Origin of the sequence: Kribbella sp. NPDC023972 (assembly GCF_040639075.1) — a bacterium.
Classification (GTDB): domain Bacteria; phylum Actinomycetota; class Actinomycetes; order Propionibacteriales; family Kribbellaceae; genus Kribbella.
Genome location: NZ_JBEZZH010000007.1, coordinates 117519 through 132302, shown reverse-complemented (window position 1 = coordinate 132302; position 14784 = coordinate 117519). Strand labels below are relative to the sequence as shown.

Below are 14784 nucleotides of genomic sequence, written 5' to 3'. Positions count from 1 at the left end.
GTGTGCCGCGCCGGTGATGGACCGCCATCACAATGTGATCATGGGTAAAGACGACCTCTGGCCGGTGACGATCACCCGCTACGGGGGAATCTACGAGCCAGGGGACTGGGTTGCTTTTGCCGAGCTTCCACACAGGTTGCCCGACGACTGGGATGCCGGCGACCTTCTCTGCGCTCGGTTTTGGGCTGACCACGCCCACGAGGTCGGCGGAGGGTCCTCGCCGGAAGAGGCCTATGCGGACCTGAAGCGGAAGATGGACGCCAGGAAGGTTTCCGGAGACGCATAGCCCATCGAGCTGTGCGCAGCACCCGAACGCGCTTACGTTCTGAGCCCAGCAAATGACCCTGTTCGACTCCATTTCGCACCAGGATTGATCCCACGACGACGTCGTCTCACAACGTTCGCCGCGGCGGAACACCCCGCAGCGAAGCCCAGCGCACCGTCACCTCAGGAGTACGTCACCCAGGCCAACGACTCCGCGTGGGAGAAGGGGAGCGGGCGCCATGCCGGGGTTGAAGGGGCGGGGCGCCGCGGGTCGCGCCGGCGCCGAACGGCCTGTTCGGAGGACGTCGCCAGGGGATTGCGCGCATACGATCCTCAGGTGACCGGGTCCTGGCTCCAGGCTGCCGTCCACGGGCGTGGCCCGGGGCGGGCTGTCGTGCGCCGGTTGGAGCGGCTGGCCGATCTCGGCGCTCGGCCGGAGGACACCCACGACGAGCGGCTCCGACAGGGCACGCTCATCTTCTCGTCGCTGTTGATCACGGCCATCTCCACGATCTGGGTGTCCACGTACCTCGCCTACGGCGACCCGGTCTCGGCGATGATCCCGGGCTTTTACCAGGTCATCACTGTCATCGGGTTGGCCGTCCTGGCCCGGAGGCGGCGGTTCGCCACGTTTCGCACCACGCAGCTGCTGGCGTTCCTGGTGCTGCCAGCCTTGCTGCAGGTCTCGCTCGGCGGGTTCGTGGCCTCGAGCGCGATGAGCCTCTGGGCGGTGTTCACACCACTAGCGGCGCTCGCGTTGCTCGGTATCCGGCGCTCCGTGCCGTGGCTGGTGGGGTTCTTCGTCGAGTTGGCCGCGCTCGCCCTCGTCGATTCCCGACTCGCACAATCCCCGTCGGCGCTGCCACCCGCCTTCGTGGTCACGTTCCTGGTGCTGAACATCGCGGGCGTGATGGTGAGCGCGTACGTGATGCTCAGCTACTTCGTGGAGCAGCGGGAGCGAGCCCACCGGGACCTCCGGGCCGAGCGGGAGCGTTCGGAGCGGCTCCTGCTCAACGTGCTGCCGGAGCCGATCGCCGAGCGCCTCAAGACAGAGCCAGGGGTGATCGCGGAACACCACGACGCGGTGAGCGTGCTCTTCGCCGACATCGTCGGCTTCACGGCACGATCGGCGGTGATGGCCGCTGCGGACGTCGTGAAGCTGCTGGACCAGGTGTTCTCCGCGTTCGACCGGATCGCCGACGCGGAGGGGGTCGAGAAGATCAAGACGATCGGCGACGCGTACATGCTGGTCGGCGGCCTGCCGGAGCCGCGGCCGGACCACCTCGCAGCGGTCGCCCGTACCGCGCTCGCGCTGCGCGACGAGGTCGCCCGGATCGCAGCCCTGCCCGGGCAGGACTGGCTCGCGGTGCGGATAGGAATCGACTCGGGACCGGTGGTGGCCGGCGTGATCGGGCGGCGCAAGTTCATCTACGACCTCTGGGGCGACACCGTGAACACCGCGAGCCGGATGGAGTCCCACGGCCCACCCGGCGAGATCCAGGTCACGGGTCGGGTGGCCGCCGCCCTCGGCCCGGAGTTCACGGTACGTCCACGCGGCACCATCGAGGTCAAGGGAAAGGGCCCGATGCGGACCTTCCTCCTTGACCGGCCTAGCGCCCTCTGACGCTACTCGGCCAGCTTTGTCTGCTGAAGTCGTAGCCCACGGCCCGGAACCCGGACCCGGTCGCCGGCCTGTAGATCAGCCAGCTCACCCCAGCGGAGACCGGCCAGCCCCAGGACCAGTACGAGTTCGGCGTATCGACCGTGGCAGGCATCAGCGAGTTCGTAGAGCTGGGGCACGCTGAGGAGAACGCCGTCTCGCCGAGCCTGACCGCCCTAGCTGTGGTTGAGCTGTGCCGGCAGGACCCGAAATTCGACTGTCCATCCTGGGTTTCGATGCCCCACGGTTGAGCCGTCGTGATCGTCACTACCTGGGTTCCGCTTGCGTTCGCCGTAGTGACGACGACTCCAGTCCGCGTCGTCGAAGATGGCCACCTTTTTCGACGAGTTATCGGGAGCCTGATCGCAGGGTCGAGGCCACGCTCCGCGTCCGTGCCCCCTACGTGCCCCGAGCAGTGGTCGTCATTCACTGCATTAGTCAAGCCCGCTGTCAGTTCAGTATCTGGTGGTGGGCCAGACGTTGGTGCTGGTCGGCGCCTGCGCGGCCGCCGGGGCTGATGTGGACGGTGGCGTCGACTAGCCGGGGGACGCCGTGCAGGAGGGCGTGGTGTGCGTCGACGGCGATGTCGTGTGCGGCGACCAGGTCGAGTGCCGGGTCGACCACGACGCCGGTTTCGGCGCGGAGGCGGTGGCCGGTCCAGCGCAGCCGCAGGGACTCGATGTCCAGTACGCCGGGGACGCTGCGTAGTGATTGTTCGGCGGCGTCGACCAGTTCGGGCTCGACAGCGTCCATGAGCCGCCGGTAGATGTCGGTGGCCGCGCCTTTGAGCACAACGAGAATCGCTGCGGTGATGAACAGGCCGATGATCGGGTCAGCCAGCGGGAAGCCCAGCATCACCCCGATGGCCGCGACGACCACGGCCAGGGATGTGAACCCGTCGGTGCGGGCGTGCAGTCCGTCGGCGACCAGGGCAGCGGAGCCGATCTTGCGGCCGACCCGGATCCGGTAGACAGCGACGAGTTCGTTGCCGGCGAATCCGATCAAGCCCGCGACCAGGACGACACCGACGTTGCTGATCGGTTGTGGGTCGAGCAGGCGGCGGATCGACTCGTAGCCGGCGATCACCGCGGACAGGGCGATCATCAAGACGATGAACACGCCCGCGAGGTCTTCGGCGCGGCCGTAGCCGTAGGTGTAGCGGCGGCTCGCGGCGCGCCGTCCGAGCACGAACGCGACCCACAATGGCACCGCGGTCAGGGCATCGGAGAAGTTGTGGATGGTGTCGGCCAGCAGCGCCGTCGACCCGGTCAGCAACACCACGACCAGCTGCGCGATCGCGGTCATGCCGAGACCGATCAGGCTGATCTTCACCGCCCGGATGCCCTCGCCGCTGGCCGCCAGCGCCGAGTCGATCGAGTCGGCGGCATCGTGGCTGTGCGGCCGGAACAATGACCCGACCCAGCCCAACGCCCCACCGCGATGCCCGTGGCCGTGCCCGTGCCCGGTTTCGCCGGGGGAGGTGTGAGGATCGGAGCTGCCGGGGGTGTGTTCGCCCGGATGGGAGTGATCGTCGGAAGGGTGGTGCTGCGTCATGGGGAGCCTCGGGGAAGGTCGCTGCCGCGGTTCGGAGGAGCTCTTCACGCTAGCACGACGTATGCTTGCATGCGCATGGATGCACACGTGAAGTCGTATGAGGCGCTCGACCCGACCGCGGACCAGGTCCAGGTTGCTGTCGATACGTTTCGCCTGCTCGCCGACCCGACGAGGGTCCGGTTGCTGTGTGCCCTGGCTGACGGCGCAGAACTGGATGTGACGACACTCGCCGAGATTGCCGGGGTCGCGCAGCCGGCCACGTCTCAGCACCTGGCCCGGCTGCGACTCGCCGGGGCGGTCGAGGTCCGCAAGGTCGGTCGCCGGTCGCTGTACTCGATCCGTGGCGTGCACCTTCGCCGCGTGATCGCCGAGGGCCTGTTCCATGCCGATCACACTCTGACCGGGGCTCCGCCCCACGACTGACCAGGACGCTCATCTGCTGCCGATGGCCGAGTCGACCCCGTCCGTCGCGAATGTCTTGCTATCGACGACCTCATCCACAGTGGGTCCGTAGCTGCGTAATGCGCCAAGTGCTTGCCTGTGTGGAAGGCTTCTCGTAGAACGCCCGCCGGGCTCCGCGCTCAAGAGTTGCAGCTGCGGATCTCTGAACTCAGCAGCTGCGGCGAGGTGCTCGATCCGTCGCGGATGAGTGACGTTGAGCCGGATGTCGAGCTGCCAGTCCGCCGTCGAACTTTCCAGCGATATAGCGTGCAGCGGGTTCGCATGGCGCGGGAACGAGTTCGACGACAAGGACATCGCGCTGAAGCGAGGCACCTTCGGCAATGTCCCGTGCGGCTCTCGGTCGGCTCCAGCAACCCTCCTTGCCGTTGATGCGGACGCCGACGTGGCTGACGTTGTCCGGGGAAAGTCGACGAGGAAGCTGTGCAGTCGCGAGTCCTCATTCCAGGAAGTGAATCCGGCGAAGTACGTCGCAAGTCGCATCGAGTTGAACCGCGCACTCATCCGACTGGGCCGACAAAGAAATGCCAGGTGCTGACCTCGTCTCGAAGCTCCTGCTACTCAGTCCACAGATTCGGGAGCTGATTTCTCAGACATGCCCATTAGTGGGGCAGTCCTGGTAAATCTCAGCAGATCTCTCCCCGAGTTGGCCGGTTATTAGCAGAGCAGCCAGTCAGGCGGGTTGGTTGTGCAGTGGACCAGGCTCGCAGGTTCGGCACCTCACACGCCCTGCACAGCGACGATTCCGGGCACCGAGCACATTCACTTCAGGCTTGGCGGGCATCGGCAGAAGGCTCAGGACAACGGACACGGCTGGCGAACTGGCCGGCGAGGCTCCTAAGCAGCCACACGTGCAGATCACTCCGCCGCCGTCAGGTGTGGCGCGGCATCAGCCCTCCAGCAGTACGATGGCGACCGCGACCGCGAGCAGTACCGCAGCAATCGCCTCAACCGTCACGGCCCCCTTGAGGTAGTTCGCCTTGACCCCGTTCTGCTCGCGAGCTGTGGCAATGATGTCAACCAGCACGTTCGCAATCGACGACTCGCCCTGCTCTGCCGGAGCCGCCATGGCCTCCGCGGCCGAGGCCTGACGCAGCGAGTCAATCGTGACTTCCTGGTACGTCCCCGGTCGAGCCGCCATGATCGCCAAGACGGCGGCGACCATGAAGGCGACGAGCGTGGCAATGAGCGTCAGTCGGGATAGGTCGGGAAGCTCGTAGGCCGTCGGTTTGGTCACTAACGCAGCTACCGCGAAGAGCAACGTCGCCAAAGCGCCCGATGACGTGATTACCCCGATGGCACGCGCCTCCAACGACGACTTGGTGCTGCGCTCCTCCGTTAGTTGGTCCTGCACTAGCTTCATCACCGCGGCGGCTGAGGTTGAAGATGCCGCAGCGGTGGCCGTAGTGGCGCCGGTGGTAGCTCCTGATGCTGCTTGGGAGGTCATGCTTCCCTACCGCCTTCCGGCGGGCTCATGACCTCGAGCGTCACCGCCGATTCGTCCACCAGGGACACCCTTGTGCCCACTTCGTCAGCACTGCCGGTTGCCTCGTCGGCCTCGTCGGCCAGCAGTAATGTGAAGTCGAGTTCCTTGGCCCCGCTCTTCTGGATCACCACGAACTGACCGACGTCGACGCCGCCCAGGTCGTCGCGGTGGATCTTGAGGATGTCACCCGCCTTGAGATCAGGGAATGCCTTGACGATGTCGCCGGCGCGTAGCACCGGGAAGTCTTTTCTGTCCATTATCCCGAGCCCTTTCCCCAGCCATTGGCGCTTATGTGGCCATTAATGGCAGTGTCCACCCGCGACCTAGGGTCCACAAGCGCCAATCCGGAATCTTGTGAGCCGGGCCCAGGCCTCGACTTGCCGTCGCGACGGTGGGGTACGTGTTGACAAACGGATTGCTGTCGGCTCTGCCGTCGGCGTTTGGGGCGGTTTGTGTGGGTGCCGTGGCTTTTCGGCACGTCAGGAATCCGCCCGCGCCGAGACTGTGGACGAAGCAGCGTGTCTTCTTCACCGCTGTTGTTCTTGGTTTCGCCACTGCGGCGGTCATCGGAGCCTTGGTGATGGTGTTGGCGATTAGGCCTGAGTGGCAGCTGAAGGCTGTGGCCGGGGGGCGGCATGCTTGTCGTGCTGGCGGCTCCGTTGTGGATGCTGCGGCTGGCGCGGGCCGAGCATCATGAGGCTCTGAGGCTCGCGCAGGAATCCGAGGGCTGATCAAATCGCTGGCTTGGGCCGCGGTCGTGGTGTCAGGTTGGTGGGATGTTGCTGATGCTGACTGGGTCGAGTTGTTCGGGCAAGACCACCTTGGCTTGTGAGGTCGGTGCGCGGGTGCGGGGTGTGGTCGTCCACGATCACGACGAGATCGGCGTACCGGAGGATGCCGACACGCAATGGCGCAACCGGACAATGGAGCTGTGGATCCGCCGGGCACTGGAGTATCAGGATCAAGGCTTGGATCTTCTGCTGACCGGGCAATCGCCGCTGGGCGAGGTCCTGGCGTGCCCGTCCGCGCCGCTGCTCGACGGGATAGCCGTTTGTTTGGTCGATGTGGCCGACGACGAGCGGCGGCGCCGGCTTGCCAGGCGCGACGGCGATCGGTGGTCGGCGGCGGCCGTTGAAGCGTTCGTCGGTTGGAGCGCCTGGCACCGTGGGCATGCGCGCGACCCTCAGTACCGACCGGAGGTGATCATCGAAGGCAGTTGGCCGGAGATGGCCTGGCATCGCTGGTCGACCTGGACCAAGGACGATCCTCGCTGGTCCACGCACCTGCTCGACACCACGGACCAACCCCTCGAGCACTCCGTCGCCATCCTCGAGCGTTGGATCAGCACCTGCCAAGCAGACCAGGCGAAGGAGTACGACGCCTGAGTCGACAGTTACGTTGTCCGGGAGCGGTGGGCGATGCCCCAGGGAGACAACGCCGGTGCTGATGGGGCGATGGTTGCCGGGTGCAACGTTTTCGGCGGCGGGTGGGCGCCCCCGGAGCTGGACGTATGACTGGATGAGTACGCCGATCTTATGTGCGATCACCGAATTGGCTGAGCGGTGGAATGACCCGGGGGAGGGCCTGCTCTTCAAGCTGCTCTCGGAGGTCGAACGAGGTGAAGGTAACTACCTCATCGTCGAGCGGACGAGCGATCCGAGCGGAACACGTACGCTCAGGCGTTGCGGTGTCACGACGGTTCGTACGTCGTCGAGCAGCGCGAAGGCGGCGGATTCCCCGTCCACGCCCTGCCCGGACCAGGCGCGGGACGAGCTCTATGTCGTCTTCACGCTGACCGACAACACCTTCACGCTCGACCTCGAATACAGCACCGACCTGTTCACCTCCACGACCATCACCAGCTGGGCGACCGACCTGATCACCACTTTGCGCGACCGCGCCAACCGGTAAGACCGGCCGCTCTAACTGAGCGGAGTGCCAGGTCCAGTCCCCTGAGCCGGACAGCGTGAAGTGCCAGGCGCGTGGGCTGCGGTTTGCAGGTAGGCGAGGGCCGGGACCGTGATGGGTGGGTAGGGCATCTGACGCAGGCGGGTGAGGCGGGGAGGTGCGGGAGGATGTCGGCGTGGGGCCAGGTGTTGGTGATGACTCTGGCGAGTGTGGGGTCTTCCGACTCGGTAAGGTATGGCGTTTCGTCCGAGTGGCGGACTGTGGCCGTGGCCGGAGCGCCGAGCAGGCCCAGGGCTCGATGGTGTTCGCGAGTCGTCCCTCGATGCGGAGAGCGTCGTACTCCGGTGACCACCAGGCGGCGAAGACCTCATGGAGTTGCGACGGGTGGATGCCGAGCCAGGCGCCGTACGTGACGGTGTAACCGCCGTCCAGTTGGACCGGCTGCAGGACGCGAACGAACGCCGAAGCCGTCGACCTGCATCATGACGGACCGTGGCTCAGCCAGGCGCCCGGGGTCTGCCTAAACGAGCTGGAAGCCGCGGGATTGGTAGTTGGGCAGGGCGTGGGGGTGTTCGTGGGGGTTGGTGTGGAGGTAGACGCGGGTGGTGGGGGTGTTGAGGTGCCAGGCGGTTTGCGTGGTGAGGGTCAACAAGGCGGCGCCGAAGCCTCTGCACTGGAACTCGGGGACCAGGCCGAAGACGACGATGCCTACGTCGCCGGCTGGTTCAGCGGAGAGTTCGGCGAAGCCGGCCACCTCGTCGGCGATCAGGGCCAGCCAGCTGTGGACTCCCGGTAGCGAGAGCTCGGTGGTCCAATCGGCGTCGGTCCACGTGCTGCGGCCGCTGGAGCCGAGGGGGTCCCAGATGCGGTTGTAGAGGGCGCGGATCAGCGGTGCGGAGTCCGCGCGTACCTCACGCAGAGACAGGGGTGCGGGTGGTGGATTGCCGGGGACGAGTTGGGAGGGTGACGTCATCTCCAGGCGGAGCATCATGCTTGTCGACAATAGTTCCGGAAGGGGAGCGTCCGGAACCGGGTTTACGGTGGCGGTATGACTGAAACCCCGTGGGAACCTCCGATCGCCGGTAGCGAGGTCGAGCACTTGGTCGGGGCGCTCGAGCGGTTGCGTACGACGTTCCGCTGGAAGGCCGACGAGTTGGACGCGGCCGGTCTGCGGACGCGGATCGGTGCGTCGTCGCTGACGCTCGGCGGACTACTCAAGCATCTGGCGGCGAACGAGGACTACCTGTTCAACGTCAAGTTCCGCGGTGAGCCGATGGGTGAGCCGTGGGACAAGAACGGCTGGAACGGCAACAACGACTGGGAGTTCGAGTCCGCGGCCGACGACAAACCCGAGGAGCTCTACGCACTCTGGGACGGCGCGGTCGAGCGCTCCCGTGCGCGCCTGGCCGCAGCTCTCGCCGACGGTGGACTCGACCAGCCCGCGCACATCACCTGGCCGGACGGCCGTCACGCCAGCCTGCGCCGCCTCATCTGCGACCTGATCGAGGAGTACGGTCGCCACACCGGCCACGCCGACCTCGTCCGCGAAGCCGTAGACGGCCGAGTAGGCGAAGACCCACCCCCCGGTTGGCACCCAGTAGGAGCCCGCACCTAGCCGCTCAAACGCCGAACGCCTAGCTGGTCAAACGGTGAGCGCCTCGCGCCTAGCTGGTCAACGGTGAGCGCCCGCGGCTAGCTGGTCAAACGGTGAGCACCTGCGGCTAACTGCCCAGACGGGCAAGGATCAACGACGGCCTGAGTCCTCCCACGGACGGATCTCGAAGCGGGCCTGACGGTGGCGCACAAGGCGACTCTATTTCAGCCGCTGCAGGGTGCCGTCCGGCGCGATCGCGATCGCGGTCTTGACATTGTCGACAATCAGATTGATCACCGTGCGATCGCCTTGCCGGCTTGTCGTGTACGTGACCGCGGCGTTGACCCGGGTCGGGGCGATCACGGACAGGATCGACGCCGAGCGCCCCGACCGGGTGAACTTGACGACCGGGGAGGGCTTGCGGGTGTCGATGGTGTCGTAGTGCCAGCCCTGGATCGGGTCGGTCTTGCCGGTGGCGACCTGGATCGGAGTCGTCGCCTGCTCGAACGGGATCTGCAACAACGTGGTCTTCACCCGGTCCCCAGGCGCCTGAGCAACGGCCGAGTTGCCGCTGACTTGCACCTTCTGGTCCGACGGGAGATGCCATAAGGTCTGGTACTCCTCGTCCGAAACCGACGTGCCGCGGTCCAGCACGACCATCAGGTCCGGGTCCTTCAGCACCAGCACACCACGCGTCCGGTCGATCCCGCCGCCCAGCTTGTCGCTCAGCTCGTAGAACTCCGAAGTCGCCCCGATCGCCGACCGGTTCAGTTTGGTCACCGGGTGGTCCGTTGCCGTGGACAACACCGTCATCTGGTTGTGGGAGAACTGGCTCTTCGCCCAGCTCCGCCAGTCGTCCCACTTGTAGCCGGAGTGGCCGCCGTCGATCAGGATGTCGCGACCACGCGAGGTGTACGTGACCGACGTGTGGTCCTCGTGCCCATGCAGCTTCCGCGAGGGCCCGAACCGGATGCTGTACGTCGATTCCTGGGTGAACGGACGCGTCTCACCCCACCCGGTCCGGCCGAAGATGTACCCGGCGTCGAAGATCCCGATCCGCTGGGTCGGCCGGATCCCCTTCGTGCCGAGCGTCCCGGCGTACTCGAGCACGGTGCCGGGAACGGGAAACGTGCGAACCACCTCGGAGTCGCCGATCTGGTGCAGGTTGCCGAGCGAGTTGGTAGCCAGCGCGAGCCATTTGGCGAGTTCACGCCGGCGCGCCTTGATCGTCGTACCCGGGTCGACACCGCACTTCTGCAGTACGTCGATCGCCCGTCCCCAGAGCGAGTAGTTGAACTGTGCGTACGCGGTCGACTGCTCGTTGGTGGAACCCTGCGTGTCGATCGACGTCTTGATCGCATTGGTCAGCCGGTCCGCGGCGATTTGCTTCAGGTCGTTCCGGCCAAGTGTGCAACCGATGCCGAACAGGGCGAGGCTCTCGTCGGTGCCGTGGTTCCAGTCACCGCTGTAGTTCTTCTGCAGGAACCACGCGTGCTCCTGCAGCGCCTTGTCCAGCCACGTGTACGACAGCGGCAGCCGAGTCACCTTCAGGCCTGTCAAGGTTGCCTGGCGCAAGCAGATGAGCACGTTCGTGCGGTGCATGGTCGACTCGTAGGCGCCGACGTTCGACTTCCAGGAGTACGGGTTGTCCTTGACCCAGTCGCGGGTGATCGCGCTGACCTGGGCCAGGGCGCGCTGGTCGCCCTTGCCGGCCGCGGCGATTCCTTGCCCAAGCCAACGAAGCGAGTGGAACCACATGTACCAGCTCGGGTTGTCGTACGGGTTCAGGCTCCAGTCGACGTCGCCCTTTCCGTTGCCGACCTGGTACGGCGCCGTCGTTCCCCAGGCGAAGGTGTCGCGGTAGAGGCTCGGAGGCGGGTTCGCCCGGTCGATCCCGCTGTACGCCGGGCACGTGTAGACGTTCTGCCTCGGGGCCTGGGTGATCGTCGGAGTGGGCGGCTCCGGGGTCCGGGCCACCGTCGGGTCCGGTGCGGCCTCGGGCATCGAGCCACCCCAGGGGATCACCAGGGATGTGACCACGACGACCGCACTCAGCAGCAGGGCCAGGCTGAGTCGCACGGTCGTTCCGGCCTTGCGAAGGCGGTGCGCGGGCATGGTTGGTTCCTCACTGCAGCCCCAAGGGCATGCGTATTCTGGCCTAGACCTGAATTCGGGCCGGACGGGTCCCTGGGACCGGTCAAGTGGTTTCGTAGCGATGCCCGAGGGGGCGGAGCTCGGGGGCGCGAGGTGTTGCTCTAATAACGCCCGGCGGCCGCTCTGACGTTGCATCCGGCATCGAAATCGATGCCGCGGCCCTGGCGTTGTACCGCTGTCACTCCGGCTTCATGTTCGCCGTCATCGGTTCCCCCCGAGTCGAAGTCTTCCCTCTGCCCGCTTTGATGCCCGTACCCACGGCAAAGTTGCCCGGACCCCCTACTTCGGTTACCTCGCTGCCCGTCAGGGCAAGGTCAATGGTCCAGAATCCCTTGCAGAATCAGGGCGTTCCGCGCGTCCTGTCCGGCGGGCACCGTGGTGTGCCGCCCGTCCCGCAGATCCGTCCGCAGTCGGCCGGGCCGCGCCGCCAGGTACTCGGCCCAGTGCACGATCCGCAAGTTCGGATGACGTACGGCGGCCTGCTCCAGCTGCAGGTTGATCCACTCGCTGTTGCGCTGATCGGCGAGCTGGATCGCGACGGGCTCATCCGTCCGCCGTACCTGCACGTTGACCCAGTACACCGTCCGCGAGGGCCCGGCGATCCGCAGCGCCCGGTCGACCTGCGCGGTGAAGGCCGGCGGATCGAAGATGTCGTTCGATCCGACCGCCATCACGATCCGGTGCGGCAAGCCGAACTGCTGCGCCCAGATCGCCATCGCGTCGACCGCGGCCGACGTCGGCTCACCGGACCAGCTGTGCTCCGCGAACGTCGTACCAGCCCGTCGTGCAAGGAGCCGCCCGAGAGCATCCCCATCCTGTACGGCGATGCTGTCGCCGAACAGCACCACCCCGTCGGTCGCCACCACGTGCCGAATTTGCGCGGCGCTCGAGATCACCTTCGTGTGCGCCTGCCACGGACCGAGCGTGCCCGACCCGTAACGTCCCGTACTTGTCGGTGCAGGTGCGCTGTTCTTCGCGTGCGCAGTCGTCGTTTCCAGATGGATCAGAGTCAACAAGGTGGCGACCAGGACCACGAGGATGACCGCGGATGTCACGGAGCGCGCAGAATTTCGAGCCACAACCTGAGAACGCGGAAAGCGGCGAGGAGGTTGCCTCGTCAGCCTCCGAGGGCAGCGACGATCAGCTCGTTGCGGGCCGTCCGCCCGAGTGGGGAGGTGTGAATACCGTCGCGCAGATAGTTCGCGCCGCCGCCCGGTTGTGACGCGACGTGCTCGGCCCATCGCACGATCTGCAGGTTCGGGTGGCGTACGGCGGCCTGCTCCAGCTGCTGGTTGATCCAGGCGCTGTTGGCCCGATCGGCCTCCCGCACCTCGGCCGGCTGACGGACCCGGCTGACGTACACGTTCACCCAGTACACCATCCGCGACGGTCCGGCGATGCGCATGGCCCGCTCGACCTGCGCGGCGAAGGCAGGTGGGTCGAAGATGTCGTTCGAGCCCACCGCCATCACGATCCGGCTGGGCAGGCCGAACCGCCGTTCCCAGTCCTCCAGCGCGTCGACGGCCGCCGACGTGGGCTGACCCGACCAGTCGTGGACGGCGATGGAGTCGCCGGTCCGGTTCGCGAGGAGCTGCTCAAGGGCCGGTCCGTCCTGGACGGCGATGCTGTCGCCGAACATGAACACTCCGTTGAACGTCAGCGCGTCCCGGATCTCGTCGTCGGGCGAGATGTGCTTCCCCAGGCGCTCCCACGGACCCAGCGTTCCGGAGCCGAACGGCCCTGGGTTCACCGACGCGGCCCCGGTCCCGGTGGCGCTGCTGACCGGCACCGCGCTCGGCTTGGCGGGCTCGAGCAAGACCAGAACACCACCGGTGAGCGCCAGCAGGACCAGCGTCACCATCATGGCGACCATCGGGCCGCCGAGGTGATCACGGACCCTGCGTCGCTGTCTCAACGACCCCACATCCCCCCATTCGCGTCCTACCCCTCTACTTGTCTCGACGCGTCGAACGGTTCCTTTCGTTGCATGGCGCAGAGCCCGCCGGGTAGTGCCGAGTCAAGCAAGGCCCACGAGTGATCCGCCAGCAGTGATTCCGATCGAGGTGCGTACGCCGGCGGTGGACCCCTACACCACGCAGGATGATCATCAGGTGACAAAAGTTGTGCCTTACTTGCCCCAGGCACCAATAGTCTCACACCGTGCACACCGCGTGGCTCTCCGTATATAATCGCCGGCCCCGGTTGTGGCCCGGTTTCGACCAGCATGCGGACCAAACCGCCCACGCACCGAAACCCCGGCAACACGCCCCGCAGGTGCTCCGTCACGGTGGATGGGCCGGGGTGGCGCCTGTGTTGCGGGGCGATGGGAGTGGCGGCTGGCGGGTTATGTCTACGCTGGCGGGTTGCAGCACGTCAGCGGTGAAATAACCCGCCAGTGGGACGCGCTGCTTGGCGGTTTGCCCGGCATGTGACCGGTTTTGTCCGCATCCCGGGATCCGAGAGTTGGTCGCCGGGCTTGAACACCTTCTGGGGACCGGGGACATGCCATTGCCTGTCTTAGGACCCCAGAGGGTGTTCAAGGTCCCGGGTTCTGCCTAATTGTGACCGGCATGCGGGCAAAATCGCCCACCCATCGAACACCGGCCCCTCCCCTATCCAAGGCCAGGGAATCCGACGCATCCGGCCGACAAAATCTGGCGACTCCACGCCCGCTCATCGCATCCACTGCAGGCAGGTGACCACGCGGGTGAGCTGCTCCGGAATAGCTGCGTCCTTCCCAGCACACTCCCGCAGCCCGGAGCCGCTCCCGAGGGTTGTCCCCTGAGCACGCCTCACCACAGTCCACCTCATTGGATAGCTCGACGGTTACGCCCGCGACCGACCCCTCCGCCTGCTGGGCATCCCCAAAGCCCAACTCCTCCCCCACCCCACGAGCGGTAGGTTGCTGGGCATGCTGGATGCCGATGGGCTGAGGGAGATCGAGCGGGCGCGGTTGACATGTCTGGTGGAACGCAGGGTTGCCGAGGCGGACGCCGTGCATGCGGACGACTTCGTCATCGTCACGCCGAGTGGGCACACTTGGTCCAAGGCCGAGTACCTGGGCGGGATCGAGTCCGGTGAGATCGACTACCGGCGATTCGAGCCCGTCTCGGTGATCGACGTGATGCTCGACGGCGACGTCGCCGTACTGCGCTACAAATCCTCGATCTCGATCTCGGTCGGCGGCCGCGAGCCCGGCGAACTGGAGGCCTGGCATCTCGACTGCTACCGCCGTACGCCCTCCGGCTGGCAGATCGGCTGGTCCCAGGCAACCGCCATCACCTGATGCCTTCGCTGGTTGAGGTTGTGGGGCGGGTGGAGGGGTTTCTGCTCGACTTTGATGGGCCGGTGTGTGATCTGTTTCCGCCGGGGAGTGGGTCGACGATTGGGGATGCGGCTCGGGAGCCGTTGCGGGCGGCGGGGGTGGTGCTGCCGGAGGCGATCGCGCGTACGGTCGAACACCTGGTCGTGCTTCGGTTCGCGGCCGAGCGGGCTCCCGCCGTACTCGAAGATGTGGAGAGGGCGGCGATCAAGGGGGAGGTGGCGGCCGCGCGTACGGCGCCGAGCGATATCGAGTTCGGTCGGCGGGCGGGGCTTGCTGCTATCGCCTATGCCAAGTCGCCGCGGCACGAGGCGGAGCTTCGGGCGGCTCAGCCTGACGCCGTCATCCGGCTGATGACGGCGCTTGCGGACCGTCTGTGAAGG

At 66.4% G+C, this 14784-nt stretch carries 16 protein-coding genes; 8 read left to right on the top strand and 8 right to left on the bottom strand.

Features of this window, described 5'->3' with window-relative positions; genetic code table 11:
- Positions 1 to 40 precede the first annotated feature (40 nt).
- Together AB0F43_RS26850 and AB0F43_RS26845 are read left to right on the top strand one after the other, a co-directional pair.
- Positions 41 to 286 (top strand): hypothetical protein, encoded by a 246-nt coding sequence (locus AB0F43_RS26850; protein ID WP_360482449.1) that lies wholly within the window; start codon positions 41 to 43, stop codon positions 284 to 286.
- A 315-nt stretch (positions 287 to 601) separates the two neighbouring features.
- The gene (locus AB0F43_RS26845; protein ID WP_360482446.1) at positions 602 to 1888 is read left to right on the top strand and encodes an adenylate/guanylate cyclase domain-containing protein; all 1287 of its coding nucleotides are present in this window, start codon (positions 602 to 604) and stop codon (positions 1886 to 1888) included.
- A 2-nt stretch (positions 1889 to 1890) separates the two neighbouring features.
- On the opposite strand, the gene AB0F43_RS26840 is transcribed toward AB0F43_RS26845, so the two are convergent.
- Complete coding sequence (locus AB0F43_RS26840; protein WP_360482443.1) at positions 1891 to 2064, bottom strand: hypothetical protein; 174 nt, start codon at positions 2062 to 2064, stop codon at positions 1891 to 1893.
- A 310-nt stretch (positions 2065 to 2374) separates the two neighbouring features.
- Positions 2375 to 3478 carry a cation diffusion facilitator family transporter gene (locus AB0F43_RS26835; protein ID WP_360482440.1) on the bottom strand — a complete coding sequence of 368 codons (1104 nt, stop codon included), beginning with the start codon at positions 3476 to 3478 and terminating at the stop codon, positions 2375 to 2377.
- 87 nt (positions 3479 to 3565) lie between these two features.
- Here AB0F43_RS26835 and AB0F43_RS26830 point away from each other — a divergent pair, with 87 nt between their 5' ends.
- On the top strand, positions 3566 to 3901 hold the full coding sequence (locus tag AB0F43_RS26830) for a metalloregulator ArsR/SmtB family transcription factor (protein ID WP_360482437.1): 336 nt from the start codon (positions 3566 to 3568) through the stop codon (positions 3899 to 3901).
- A gap of 925 nt (positions 3902 to 4826) precedes the next feature.
- Here the strand turns inward: AB0F43_RS26830 and AB0F43_RS26825 are convergent.
- Positions 4827 to 5174 (bottom strand): hypothetical protein, encoded by a 348-nt coding sequence (locus tag AB0F43_RS26825; protein WP_360482434.1) that lies wholly within the window; start codon positions 5172 to 5174, stop codon positions 4827 to 4829.
- A gap of 206 nt (positions 5175 to 5380) precedes the next feature.
- Entirely contained in the window at positions 5381 to 5659 is a 279-nt protein-coding gene (locus AB0F43_RS26820; RefSeq protein WP_360482431.1) for a hypothetical protein, read from the bottom strand.
- Between the two features lie 549 nt (positions 5660 to 6208).
- Between AB0F43_RS26820 and AB0F43_RS26815 the strand changes: the two genes are divergently transcribed.
- Together AB0F43_RS26815 and AB0F43_RS26810 are read left to right on the top strand one after the other, a co-directional pair.
- On the top strand, positions 6209 to 6808 hold the full coding sequence (locus AB0F43_RS26815) for a hypothetical protein (protein ID WP_360482429.1): 600 nt from the start codon (positions 6209 to 6211) through the stop codon (positions 6806 to 6808).
- Positions 6809 to 6941: 133 nt separating this feature from the next.
- Positions 6942 to 7334 carry a hypothetical protein gene (locus AB0F43_RS26810; RefSeq protein ID WP_360482426.1) on the top strand — a complete coding sequence of 131 codons (393 nt, stop codon included), beginning with the start codon at positions 6942 to 6944 and terminating at the stop codon, positions 7332 to 7334.
- A gap of 517 nt (positions 7335 to 7851) precedes the next feature.
- On the opposite strand, the gene AB0F43_RS26805 is transcribed toward AB0F43_RS26810, so the two are convergent.
- The gene (locus AB0F43_RS26805; RefSeq protein ID WP_360482423.1) at positions 7852 to 8322 is read right to left on the bottom strand and encodes a GNAT family N-acetyltransferase; all 471 of its coding nucleotides are present in this window, start codon (positions 8320 to 8322) and stop codon (positions 7852 to 7854) included.
- Positions 8323 to 8379: 57 nt separating this feature from the next.
- Between AB0F43_RS26805 and AB0F43_RS26800 the strand changes: the two genes are divergently transcribed.
- Positions 8380 to 8946 (top strand): DUF664 domain-containing protein, encoded by a 567-nt coding sequence (locus AB0F43_RS26800; RefSeq protein ID WP_360482420.1) that lies wholly within the window; start codon positions 8380 to 8382, stop codon positions 8944 to 8946.
- A gap of 198 nt (positions 8947 to 9144) precedes the next feature.
- Here AB0F43_RS26800 and AB0F43_RS26795 read toward each other — a convergent pair whose 3' ends face one another.
- The 3 genes from AB0F43_RS26795 to AB0F43_RS26785 all read right to left on the bottom strand — a co-directional run bounded on the left by AB0F43_RS26795 (position 9145) and on the right by AB0F43_RS26785 (position 12994).
- Positions 9145 to 11040 carry a heparinase II/III family protein gene (locus tag AB0F43_RS26795; protein WP_360482417.1) on the bottom strand — a complete coding sequence of 632 codons (1896 nt, stop codon included), beginning with the start codon at positions 11038 to 11040 and terminating at the stop codon, positions 9145 to 9147.
- A 353-nt stretch (positions 11041 to 11393) separates the two neighbouring features.
- Entirely contained in the window at positions 11394 to 12134 is a 741-nt protein-coding gene (locus AB0F43_RS26790) for a hypothetical protein (RefSeq protein ID WP_360482414.1), read from the bottom strand.
- A 62-nt stretch (positions 12135 to 12196) separates the two neighbouring features.
- Entirely contained in the window at positions 12197 to 12994 is a 798-nt protein-coding gene (locus AB0F43_RS26785) for a GDSL-type esterase/lipase family protein (protein WP_360482411.1), read from the bottom strand.
- 996 nt (positions 12995 to 13990) lie between these two features.
- On the opposite strand from AB0F43_RS26785, the gene AB0F43_RS26780 reads away from it, so the two are divergent.
- Both AB0F43_RS26780 and AB0F43_RS26775 read left to right on the top strand, forming a co-directional pair.
- Complete coding sequence (locus tag AB0F43_RS26780) at positions 13991 to 14365, top strand: nuclear transport factor 2 family protein (RefSeq protein WP_360482408.1); 375 nt, start codon at positions 13991 to 13993, stop codon at positions 14363 to 14365.
- Positions 14365 to 14781, top strand: a complete 417-nt coding sequence (locus tag AB0F43_RS26775) for a hypothetical protein (protein ID WP_360482405.1) — start codon at positions 14365 to 14367, stop codon at positions 14779 to 14781. The genes AB0F43_RS26780 and AB0F43_RS26775 overlap by 1 nt, the downstream gene beginning before the upstream one ends.
- Positions 14782 to 14784 lie beyond the last annotated feature (3 nt).

What these genes read in the sequence shown, in the direction of transcription:
- AB0F43_RS26810 (WP_360482426.1), top strand. Translation starts at nt 6,942, where the DNA reads ATGAGTACGCCGATCTTATGTGCGATCACCGAATTGGCTGAGCGGTGG.
- AB0F43_RS26795 (WP_360482417.1), bottom strand. Translation starts at nt 11,040, where the DNA reads ATGCCCGCGCACCGCCTTCGCAAGGCCGGAACGACCGTGCGACTCAGC.
- AB0F43_RS26850 (WP_360482449.1), top strand. Translation starts at nt 41, where the DNA reads ATGGGTAAAGACGACCTCTGGCCGGTGACGATCACCCGCTACGGGGGA.
- AB0F43_RS26805 (WP_360482423.1), bottom strand. Translation starts at nt 8,322, where the DNA reads ATGATGCTCCGCCTGGAGATGACGTCACCCTCCCAACTCGTCCCCGGC.
- AB0F43_RS26780 (WP_360482408.1), top strand. Translation starts at nt 13,991, where the DNA reads ATGCTGGATGCCGATGGGCTGAGGGAGATCGAGCGGGCGCGGTTGACA.
- AB0F43_RS26815 (WP_360482429.1), top strand. Translation starts at nt 6,209, where the DNA reads ATGCTGACTGGGTCGAGTTGTTCGGGCAAGACCACCTTGGCTTGTGAG.
- AB0F43_RS26800 (WP_360482420.1), top strand. Translation starts at nt 8,380, where the DNA reads ATGACTGAAACCCCGTGGGAACCTCCGATCGCCGGTAGCGAGGTCGAG.
- AB0F43_RS26835 (WP_360482440.1), bottom strand. Translation starts at nt 3,478, where the DNA reads ATGACGCAGCACCACCCTTCCGACGATCACTCCCATCCGGGCGAACAC.
- AB0F43_RS26775 (WP_360482405.1), top strand. Translation starts at nt 14,365, where the DNA reads ATGCCTTCGCTGGTTGAGGTTGTGGGGCGGGTGGAGGGGTTTCTGCTC.